Origin of the sequence: Streptomyces sp., from assembly GCF_035644915.1 — a bacterium.
GTDB lineage: Bacteria > Actinomycetota > Actinomycetes > Streptomycetales > Streptomycetaceae > Streptomyces.
In genome coordinates this window covers 1-4237 of record NZ_DASQNP010000146.1, presented here as the reverse complement: position 1 = coordinate 4237, position 4237 = coordinate 1, and the positions used below count along the sequence as shown (strand labels likewise).

1 protein-coding gene is annotated in these 4237 nt (G+C 72.8%); it reads left to right on the top strand.

What is annotated here, in order from left to right; translation table 11 throughout:
- The coding region (locus VE546_RS16435) for an SDR family NAD(P)-dependent oxidoreductase (protein ID WP_324922929.1) at nucleotides 1-4237 on the top strand (4237 nt) is incomplete at both ends.

Genomic DNA, 4237 nt, shown 5'->3' with positions numbered 1-4237 from the left:
CGGCACGGTGCTGCTGCCCGGCACCGCCTTCGTCGACCTCGCCCTGCACGCCGGAGAACACACCGGCCACCCCCACCTGGCCGAACTCACCCTCCAGACCCCCCTCGTCATCCCCGAGGAATCGACACTGCAACTCCAGGTCATCACGGGGCGGACCGACGAGACCGGCGTGCGCACTGTCACGATCCACTCCCGGACTGATGGCGCCGGGTCCGGTGCGCCGTGGACCACCCACGCGAGAGGTACGCTGGCGGCCCACTCCCCCGCTCCCCAGGACGAGAACGACCTGGCCGCCTGGCCGCCGGAGGGCGCCGAGGCCCTGCCCACGGACAGCCTCTACGACGACCTCGCCGCCCACGGTTACGACTACGGCCCGGCCTTCCAGGGGCTGACCGCAGCCTGGCGCAAGGGCGACGACCTCTACTCCGAGGTGCGGATCGACGCGGACACCGACGGCTACGGCGTCCACCCCGCGCTGCTCGACGCCGCCCTGCACACCCTCGCCCTGGACGGCGCCACGACGGGTGAGGTGCTGCTGCCGTTCTCCTGGAGTTCGGTGGACCTCCACGCCACAGGTGCCACGACGCTGCGCGTGCGGCTCACCCGGAGCACGCCGTCCGGCGCCGAGTTGACGCTCGCCGATCCGACAGGGCAAATCGTTGCACGGGTCGGTGGACTCACCCTGCGCCCGGTCGACCCGGCACAGCTCAAAGCCGCCGCCATCGCGCGCCCGCACGGCTCGCTGTTCTCCGTGGAGTGGACGCCCGTCTCCACACCCGCCTCCGCGCCGGAGGCCGAAGTCGAGGACGGGACCGAGCAGGACTGGAGCGTCGTGGCACTCGGCGTCCCGCCGGAGTCGCTGGACGGGGTGCCTGTCCATGCCGTTCTCGACGCAGCGGACGCCGAACTGCCGCTGCCGGAGCGGGTGCAGGCCGCAGCCGAGCACACCCTCGCTCTCGTCCAGGAATGGTTGGCCGACGACGGCCGCACCGGGTCACGTCTGGTGGTCCTCACCGGGAACGCCGTCGCCGCCCGGCCCGGCGAGCCACTGGCCGACCTGGTGCACGCCCCGCTGTGGGGTCTGATCCGCAGCGCCCAGAGCGAGAATCCCGGCCGCATCGTCCTCGTCGACACCGACCGCCACCCCGACAGCCTCGCAGCCCTACCGGCCGCGCTCACCCTCGACGAACCCCAACTCGCCCTGCGCGAGGGCACTGTCCACGTTCCCCGGCTCACTCGGTACCCCGGCCCCGAGCGGTTCCCGGAGGCCGGGGACGGCGTCGGCACGCGGCTCGGCGTCACGGGCAGGGGAACGCTGGAGGATCTCGGCCTGGTCGAGTTCCCGGAGGCGGACGCGCCGCTCGCCCCCGGCCAGGTTCGTATCAGGCTGCATGCGGCGGGGCTGAACTTCCGCGACGTGGCAGTCGCCCTGGGTGTGGTGGACGACGCCCGCGCACTCGGCGGCGAAGGGGCGGGTGTCGTTCTGGAGGCCGCTCCTGACGTCACCCATGTCGCGGTGGGGGACCGGGTGATGGGGCTGATCCACGGCACCGGCCCGGTCACCACCGCCGATGCGCGGATGGTGACGACGGTGCCGGACGGGTGGAGCTTCGCCGAGGCGGCGACACTCCCGATCGTCTTCCTCACCGCCTACCTCGGACTGGTGGACCTGGCGAAGGTCCAGCCCGGGGAGAAGCTCCTGGTCCACGCCGGGGCCGGCGGTGTCGGCATGGCGACGTTGCAGCTCGCGCGGCACTGGGGTGTCGAGGTCTTCGCCACCGCCGGCCCCGGCAAGCAGCACGTCCTGCGTGAACACGGCCTGGACGACGCCCACATCGCGTCCTCCCGCACCCTGGACTTCGAGGACCACTTCCGCACGGCGCTGGGCGACGCCCGGATCGACGTCGTCCTGAACTCGCTCGCCGGGGACTTCGTGGACGCGTCCCTGCGGCTGCTGGGAGACGGCGGCCGCTTCATGGAGATGGGCAAGACGGACATCCGGGACGCGGAGGTGGTCCGTGAGGCGCACCCTGGCGTCGCCTACCGCGCCTTCGATCTCGGCGAGGCGACACCCGAGCGCGTTCAGGTCATGCTCGGCGAGCTGCGCGAGCTGTGCGAGGCCGGGACGCTTCGACCGCTCCCGGTGACGGCGTGGGACTTCCACGACGCGCGGGCCGCGATGAGGTACTTCAGCCAGGCCCGGCACATCGGCAAGGTGGTCCTCACCCTGCCCGCACCGTTCCGGGCCGACGGCACGGTGCTGATCACCGGTGGCACGGGCGTGCTGGGCGGTCACGTCGCCCGGCACCTGGTCACCGAACACGGGGTTCGTGACCTGCTGCTCGTCAGCCGGTCCGGGCCGCGGGCCGCCGGGGCGGCCGAGCTGCACGAGGAGCTGACCGCCCTCGGGGCACGCGTGCGCATCGTCGCCTGCGACGCCGCCGACCGCCAGCAGCTCACCGACCTCCTGGCCATCGTCCCCGCCGAGCATCCTCTCAGCGCCGTCATCCACGCCGCAGGAGCACTCGACGACACGACTGTCACCAACCTCACCCCCGAGCGCCTGCGCGCGGTACTGCGTCCGAAGGTGGACGCGGCCTGGCACCTGCACGAGCTGACCGCCCACCTGGACCTGGACGCCTTCGTCCTGTTCTCCTCCGCCGCCGCCACCCTCGGCGCACCGGGCCAGGCCAACTACGCGCTGGCCAACACCTTCCTCGACGCCCTCGCCGCCCAGCGTCGGCGCAGCGGCCTGCCCACCCTCTCCCTCGCCTGGGGTTTCTGGGCCGAAGCCTCCGGGCTCACCCAGCACATGGACGCCGACGCGCTCGCCCGTCTGGAGCGGGGCGGAGTGACGCCGCTCGGCACGGAGCTGGGCATGCGGCTGTTCGACGAGGGCCTGCTCAGCGGTCAGCCGATGCTGGTCGCCGCCGCGGTGGACGCCGGCCGGATCAGCGGAACCGTGCCCGCCCTGCTGCGCGGACTGGTCCGAAGCAGCGGACGGCGCATCGCCGCCTCCGCCGTCGCGGACGGCGGCTCCGGCCTGGCCGACCAGCTAGCCCGGCTGGGCCACGACGAACGGCGCCAGCACCTGCTGGGTCTGGTCACCGCCCACGTCGCCGCCGTACTGGGCCATGGGAGCGGTGTCGCGATCGACCCGACCCGCCCCTTCAAAGAACTGGGCTTCGACTCGCTCACCTCGGTGGAGCTGCGCAACCGCATCGGCAGCGCGACGGGACTCGCCCTCCCCGCCACGCTGGTCTTCGACCATCCGACACCCGCCGTGCTGACGGACTTCCTGCTCACCACCGTCCTCGGCGAGAGCGGTGCGGCAGCCCCCGCGGCCCTGAAGCCCGCGCGCCGCTCGGCCGCATCCGACGAGGAGCCGATCGCGATCGTGGGCATGGCCTGTCGCTTCCCCGGCGGTGTCGCCTCGCCGGAGGACCTGTGGCAGATGCTGGCGGAAGGCCGCAGCGGCATCGGCGAGTTCCCGACCGACCGCGGCTGGGACTTGGAGGGCTTCTACGACCCCGATCCATCCCGTTCCGGCACCTCCTACGTCCGGCGCGGCGGCTTCCTCTACGACGCCGCCGAGTTCGACCACGCCTTCTTCCGGATCAGCCCACGTGAGGCGCTGGCCACCGACCCGCAGCAGCGGCTGCTGCTGGAGACCGCCTGGGAGGCGTTCGAGCGGGCCGGCATCGACCCGCACTCCCTGCACGGCAGCGCCACCGGCGTCTTCACCGGTCTGGTCAACCAGGACTACCTGACCCGTCTGCCCTTCGTGCCCGAGGAGTACGAAGGCTTCATGGGCACCGGGACCCTTGGCAGCATCGCCTCGGGCCGGATCGCCTACACCTTCGGCCTGGAGGGTCCGGCGGTGACCGTCGACACCGCCTGCTCCTCCTCCTTGGTGGCCCTGCACCTGGCCGCCCAGTCGCTGCGCAACGGCGAATGCGATCTCGCGCTGGCCGGCGGCGTCACCGTCATGCCGACCCCGCACGCGTTCGTGGTCTTCAGTCGGCAGCGGGGGCTGGCGCCGGATGGGCGGTGCAAGCCGTTCGCGGCGGCCGCGGACGGCACCGGCTGGTCCGAGGGCGTGGGCCTGCTGCTGGTCGAACGGTTGTCGGATGCCCGCCGCCACGGCCACCGGGTGCTGGCGGTGGTGCGCGGCTCGGCGGTCAACCAGGACGGCGCCTCCAACGGACTCACCGCCCCCAACGGACCCGCCCAGCAG